The organism is Neisseria sp. HMSC070H10, assembly GCF_001837635.1.
Classification (GTDB): domain Bacteria; phylum Pseudomonadota; class Gammaproteobacteria; order Burkholderiales; family Neisseriaceae; genus Neisseria; species Neisseria subflava_A.
In genome coordinates this window covers 256,626-263,072 of record NZ_KV833385.1, presented here as the reverse complement: position 1 = coordinate 263,072, position 6,447 = coordinate 256,626, and the positions used below count along the sequence as shown (strand labels likewise).

General features: G+C 48.2%; 6 protein-coding genes. All 6 read left to right on the top strand.

What is annotated here, in order from left to right:
* Positions 1-114: 114 nt before the first annotated feature.
* The 6 genes from HMPREF2606_RS09975 to HMPREF2606_RS09945 all read left to right on the top strand — a co-directional run bounded on the left by HMPREF2606_RS09975 (position 115) and on the right by HMPREF2606_RS09945 (position 6,435).
* Positions 115-411 (top strand): helix-turn-helix domain-containing protein, encoded by a 297-nt coding sequence (locus tag HMPREF2606_RS09975; RefSeq protein ID WP_003680870.1) that lies wholly within the window; start codon positions 115-117, stop codon positions 409-411.
* Positions 412-430: 19 nt separating this feature from the next.
* Positions 431-2,989: a [protein-PII] uridylyltransferase gene (glnD, locus tag HMPREF2606_RS09970; protein WP_070843592.1), complete on the top strand. Its 2,559-nt coding sequence runs from the start codon at positions 431-433 to the stop codon at positions 2,987-2,989.
* A gap of 790 nt (positions 2,990-3,779) precedes the next feature.
* Positions 3,780-4,256 carry a pilin gene (locus tag HMPREF2606_RS09965; RefSeq protein ID WP_070843591.1) on the top strand — a complete coding sequence of 159 codons (477 nt, stop codon included), beginning with the start codon at positions 3,780-3,782 and terminating at the stop codon, positions 4,254-4,256.
* 106 nt (positions 4,257-4,362) lie between these two features.
* A complete protein-coding gene (locus tag HMPREF2606_RS09960) occupies positions 4,363-4,836 on the top strand; it encodes a pilin (RefSeq protein WP_070843590.1) in 474 nt (157 codons plus the stop codon).
* A 402-nt stretch (positions 4,837-5,238) separates the two neighbouring features.
* Positions 5,239-5,721: an Lrp/AsnC family transcriptional regulator gene (locus HMPREF2606_RS09950; protein WP_003684427.1), complete on the top strand. Its 483-nt coding sequence runs from the start codon at positions 5,239-5,241 to the stop codon at positions 5,719-5,721.
* 117 nt (positions 5,722-5,838) lie between these two features.
* Positions 5,839-6,435, top strand: a complete 597-nt coding sequence (locus HMPREF2606_RS09945; RefSeq protein WP_070822672.1) for a DUF1415 domain-containing protein — start codon at positions 5,839-5,841, stop codon at positions 6,433-6,435.
* Positions 6,436-6,447 lie beyond the last annotated feature (12 nt).

Sequence of the window (6,447 nt, the reverse complement as noted above, 5' to 3'; positions counted from 1 at the left end):
AAGGAATTTTGCAAAGGTCTCAGGCCGTCTGAAAACTTTCAGACGGCCTTTCCTTTCCCCTCACAAAAATAGTATAAAATCTCCTTATCGTTCAAACCACAAACTCAAAATACCATGGTCAACAAACTCACTCCCCCTCCAAGCCTGCCCGATCCGCAAGACCTCCGTGCCGTTATCGCTTACAACATGCGCCTCTACCGCGTCAACCACGGCTGGTCGCAAGAAGAACTCGCACGCCAATGCGGACTCGACCGTACCTACGTCTCCGCCGTCGAGCGCAAACGCTGGAACATCGCCCTTTCCAACATCGAAAAAATCGCATCCGCACTCAAAATCGCCCCTTACAAACTTCTCCTTCCGCCGCAAGAAATGCTCCGCCAAATGACCGAGCCTGCCGACACCCAAGCCTAATTCACAGCCAGACACCATCATGACCGCCGCCCAACAAGCCATCCAAACCTACCGGCAGCAAAAAGCCGCAGCAGAAGCCGCCTACCGCCAAAACAACCGCCCTACCGCTTACTTCCGCGACCATATCGCCGCTGCCGAAACCCTACTGCAAACCCTCTGGCAAATCCACTTTCCCGACAGCGACGACATCAGTCTGATTGCCATCGGCGGCTTCGGGCGTTGCGAACTCTATCCCCATTCCGACTGGGATTTAGCGATTATTTCCTCTACCCCATTTTCAGACGGCCTGCAACAGCAAACCGCCCAATTTATCCAAACCCTTTGGGACGCACGCCTCAATCCCGCCATCAAAAGCGGTAGCATAGAAGAAATCCTCCAAAGCACCCAAAACGACATTACCGGCGAAACCGCCTTTCTTGAAGCACGCCATCTACAAGGCAATCCCAACCTTACCGCCCAACTTCTAAACAAACTCAACACACGCCGCAACACAGCTGCCTTCATCGAAGCCAAACTCCTCGAAATGGAGCAACGCCACACCAAATCCCAAGGCACAGGCGCACAACTCGAACCCAACATCAAAACCTGCCCCGGCGGCCTGCGCGACATCCACACCCTGATTTGGACAGCCAAAGCACAAGGCATAGACAGCAACCCCACCGCCCTCGTTACCGCCGGCGTCCTCACCCGCGCCGAAGCCGGCATGCTGGCCCACGGCTACCGCCGCCTCGCCAACATCCGCATTCACCTCCACCTTACCGCCGACCGCCCCGAAGACAGGCTGCTTTTCGACTACCAGTCCCAAGTTGCCGAAAGCTTAGGCTATACCCAACCCGACATCCGCGGCAGAAGCGAAGCCCTGATGCACACCTTCTACCGCGCCACCAAAGCCATCAAACAACTCAACGGCATCCTCATTCCGATTCTCAAAAACCATCAAACCCCCGGCCGCCTCCAGCACATTCACTCCATCGACAACCACTACAAACGCATCGGCCACCAAATCGCCGCCAACGACCTTGCCCTGTTCGAGCAAAATCCCGAACACATCTTCACTATCATCCAAACCATGCAGGAGCAAAACATCATCACCATCGAGCCGCAAACCCTGCGCGCATGGTGGGCGGCCACACGGAAAATCAACGCCCGTTTCACCCAAAATCCAGAAAACCGCCTCCGCTTCATCCAATTCTTCAAACACGGCACCGGCCTCACCCAAACCCTCCGTTTTCTCAACCTCTACGGTGTACTTGGCCGCTATCTCCCCGCCTGGGAAAAAATCACCGGCCTGCTCCAACACGACCTCTTCCATATTTACCCCGTAGACGACCACATCCTGACCGTCGTCCGCAATATGCGCCGTCTCGCCATCGAAACCCACAGCCACGAAATGCCCGAGGCCAGCGCCATCATGCAGGCCTACCCACGACCGCACATCCTCTACACCGCCGCCCTGCTGCACGACATTGCCAAAGGCCGCGGCGGCGATCACGCCAAAGAAGGCATCAAAGACGCACAACAATTCGCCGCCGACCACTACTACACCGAAGAAGAAAGCCACCTCCTCGCATGGTTGGTTGAAAACCACCTGCTCATGTCCACCGTTGCCCAAAAAGAAGACATCCAAGACCCACACGTCCTCCAAGCCTTCTGCCGCCGTATTCCCACACGCGAATACCTCGACGCACTCTACCTGCTTACCATTGCCGACATCCGCGGCACCAACCCCAAACTTTGGAACACATGGCGCGCCAGCCTGCTCCAAACCCTCTACCACAGCACCGCCGCCGTTTTAAACAGCAAAAACCACGATCCCGAGCGCCTCCCCAACCGACGCGAACAAGCCGCGGCCGACCAACTCACGCGCGCAGCCGTTCCCCTCAAAAACCAACAAAAACTCCGCCGCATCCTCGGCAGCGCATACTACGTCCGCCATCAAACGCGGGAAATCCTCTGGCACACCGCAAACCTCGCCTACGACACCCAAAGTCCGGCCGTCCGCAGCCGCATTCTCCCCCAAAGCAACAGCCTTCAAGTCATGGTCTTCATGCCCAACGGCGACCGCCTCTTCGCACGCCTCTGCCGCATCTTCAGCAGCCACCGCTTCGATATCCAAGCCGCCCGCGCCTTCATCACCGAGCACGACTACATCCTCGACACCTTTATCCTCCAACTTCCCGACAATCTCCCGCCCGAAGAATATCCCGACCGCCAAAGCGCACTCGAAGCCGAACTCAACAGCTTCATCCACGGCAATACCACCGTCCAAAAACAAAGCGGCCGCCCGCACATCAGCCGCCGTATCCGCCACATCCCCATTCCGCCTACCGTGATCATCACCCCCGAAGAAGATTATCCCGGCTGGCACACCATAGACATCACCGCCGTCAACCGCCCCCACCTCCTCGCCGACATCGCCGAGACCTTCTTCGCACACAACATCAGCCTGCGCTACGCCAAAATCACCACCTTGGATCAACGCATTGAGGACAGCTTCATTACCTACAGCCCATCCCTACAAGACCCGCAAACCCAAAACACCCTAAAACAAGCATTGATCGAAGTCTTGACCCCATAAAGGCCGTCTGAACATCTTAAAAACATAGGGTGAGCATTTTTTGCTCACCCTAATCACACCCAAAAATATAAACATCCTGAATATACTCTTTTAAAACACTCAAGAAATCCAAAACTTTAAAATTCAAAACAGACCATTGCTCTGACATAAAACTACATTCTAAAATCATAACCCAAATGAATATAATTCTAATAACAAATTTTCATTCACCTATTATACCAAACCCTCGTTAAAAATCCTTCCTTCCAAATCTTTTCCTCATCCATATTCAAACAAAATACGTATACAAAATAAAACCCATAAAAAACAAAAAAATAAAATCACAAAATATTAAACCTACCGATTAATCCATAAAGATACTGCCTATCTAAATCAATTAACATATTATTGAATAAGCTTAATTTCTAACAAAAAACGTCACACATCCAAACTTGCCTCCTTTCCCTGTCACAAAAAACACAAAACTGACAAAAAACGTCAACCACCCAAATTCCCTAAAATCCTGAAACTTTCAAACAAAACCTCATAAAACTTAAAAATTAAAAAATAAACCAAATAAAAACAATGAATAAAAAATAAAAAATAAAATTTTTAATCAATTTTGCGAACTTGGCACACAGACTGCTTGTAACAACACATCCGATAAGGCCCAAGCCTCAAAGCAGCAAGCCCGACGGAAGCTGTATATTCCTTCTTACTTATGGTTTACTCATAATACATAGTGCCAAGCACATTACGGACTTTTTACTTAAACACAATTATTCACACTTTCAAACTGGAGTTTTAAACAATGAAAGCAATCCAAAAAGGTTTTACCCTGATCGAATTGATGATCGTCATCGCCATCTTGGGCATCTTGGCCGTAATCGCTCTGCCTGCGTACCAAGACTACACTATCCGCGCCAAAGTATCTGAAGGCTTGAGCTTGGCCGAACCTGCAAAATTGGCTGTAGCAGAAACTGCTACTGCATTAGATGGTTTGGGCTCAGTTAAAGGTATCGATGGCACTAACAAAGGTAATACAGGTTACTCATTCCCTGAAAACGGCAGTGAATATGTAAAAACTATTACTATTGCGGATGGTGGCGAAATTACAGTAGAAACGAGAAATACTGGTGTAGATAAAAATAAAAATAAAGATCCTGTATTTACTTTGACCCCTTCTCAAGCAAATGCTGAGGCACCTATTAAATGGGAATGTAAATTTTCTGGTGGCGAACCTAAACACGTTCCTGCTAACTGCCGAACTCCTGCTACTACTAATTAATCCATAATTTTCACATCAGTAGCATTTTTCAGATAAAAGCAAATCCCATAAGGTAATTATGGGATTTGCTTTATAAAAATAAAAAACTTGAAAACGATACGCTCAAATGAATACCCCACTTCAAGCCCAAAAAGGTTTTACCCTGATTGAGCTGATGATAGTTATCGCCATCCTCGGTATTCTGGTTGTTGTCGCCATACCCACTTACCAAAACTATACCGGTAGGGCGCAAGCCTCCGAAGCACTATACCTTGCCGATGACCTGAAAACCGAAATCAGCATTGCCTCAGCGGTAAATAACCGCCTGCCCAATGCAGAGGATGTCAGCAAACAAGGCTCAATCGGCGTTACCGCTCAACGCATCGGCGGTACATACATCCAAAACGGTGGCGTAACCGTAGAAGCAGATACAGGTAAAATCAGTATTCCTTTCGATAAAGGGCAAAACAAAGGCAAAGTCCTGACCCTGACCCCTTATCGAAATCATAACGATTCGACTTGGTTGCTCAACTGGCAATGCGGCGGAACGCTGGATCCGATGATGGTTCCCGCCATGTGCCGTGACAACTCACACGGATAAGAACCAAGCATATACCCTAAGAAAAACACACAAATACATTGCAAAGAAAACACCCCAAACAAAGCCAAATACAAACGCGGAAAGCGAACAAAGCAAAAGAACAAAACTCTCCAAAACAAGGTCCTTAAGAGCCTGAATGATCACATTACGAAAATAAATGCCGTCTGAAATCATTTTCAGACGGCCTCTTTATATCCAATCCTAATATGACATAAAACTTTGGTCTTGATTAGTTTCAGACGGCCTTCATCTTTTCACAACTACATAAAACAAATTCGCAACACCCCTGATAAGACAATTTGTCGCACATCTGAACTCAATATATAATTTAACCATGCAAGTCTTTATTTTTAAGCATTTTTCATTTTCAAAACATATATTATCGACACTGGGAGAACCATCATGCCTCATCTAAACTTGGATAAAACGGATTTAAAGATTCTGCAGGTTTTGCAGGAAAATGGGCGGTTGAGCAATGTTGAGCTTTCTGAAAAGGTGGCGCTCTCCCCTTCTCCCTGTCTGCGCCGTCTCAAACAGCTTGAAGATGCGGGCATTATTCAAAAATACGCGGCCCAGCTTTCTCCCGTATCTTTGGGCTTGGGCTTGCAGGCTTTTATCCGTGTTTCAATTAGCAAGGCAAAAGATGCACGCGAGGATTTTTCCGAATCTGTCCGCGCTTGGCCTGAAGTATTGAGCTGCTTTGCTTTAACGGGCGAAACCGACTATCTGCTCCATGCCTTTTTTACCGATATGAACGCGTTTTCCCATTTTGTTTTGGACACGCTGCTTTCGCACCACGGCGTGCAAGATGCGCAATCAAGTTTTGTGTTGAAAGAAATTAAAAACACGACCGCTCTGCCTTTGGTTCATTTGGTTCAGGATTAATGATTTGAAACTGATAAAGGCCGTCTGTTGTTCAGACGGCCTTTTAAATTCCAATGGTTTGCTTTCACGTCCATACACTTGTATACTTTTTAAGAATAATTCACATAAGCTTTTACTATGACTGACACCGCCCATCTCGATATCGATACTGTTTCAGAACATACCAAACAATGGTTGGAAAAAGCCGTTATCGGGCTGAATCTCTGCCCGTTTGCCAAAGCGCCACACGTTAAAAACCTGGTTCGCATCGTTGTCAGCAAAGCCCGTCATTTGGACGGCTTCCTTGAGGACTTGGATCGTGAATTGCAGCTTCTGGGCAATACGCCCGCTTCGGAATTGGAAACCACTTTACTGGTTCATCCGACACTGTTCCCTGATTTTGAAACCTTCAACCAAATGCTGGAAATTGCCGACGATGCCGTTGTAGAAAACGAATTGGAAGGCATTGTCCAAATTGCGCCGTTCCATCCCGATTTTCAATTTGAAGGCACAGAAGCCGACGACATCAGCAACTACACCAATCGCTCGCCCTATCCGACCTTGCATCTGATTCGTGAAGACAGTATTGCCAAAGCGGCTGAAGCATTTCCTGACGCCTCGGCAATTTTCGACCGCAATATCGCGCTGCTGGAAAAAATGGGGCATGAGGGCTGGGATAAATTAGACATTCCGCGTTGTCCATTTCCACATCACAAGCCGTCTGAAAACAAATAATTGGTGACGGGA

Bases quoted from the DNA above. Each gene is read 5' to 3' on its own strand.
- HMPREF2606_RS09975 (WP_003680870.1), top strand. From the start codon at position 115: ATGGTCAACAAACTCACTCCCCCTCCAAGCCTGCCCGATCCGCAAGAC.
- glnD (WP_070843592.1), top strand. From the start codon at position 431: ATGACCGCCGCCCAACAAGCCATCCAAACCTACCGGCAGCAAAAAGCC.
- HMPREF2606_RS09965 (WP_070843591.1), top strand. From the start codon at position 3,780: ATGAAAGCAATCCAAAAAGGTTTTACCCTGATCGAATTGATGATCGTC.
- HMPREF2606_RS09960 (WP_070843590.1), top strand. From the start codon at position 4,363: ATGAATACCCCACTTCAAGCCCAAAAAGGTTTTACCCTGATTGAGCTG.
- HMPREF2606_RS09950 (WP_003684427.1), top strand. From the start codon at position 5,239: ATGCCTCATCTAAACTTGGATAAAACGGATTTAAAGATTCTGCAGGTT.
- HMPREF2606_RS09945 (WP_070822672.1), top strand. From the start codon at position 5,839: ATGACTGACACCGCCCATCTCGATATCGATACTGTTTCAGAACATACC.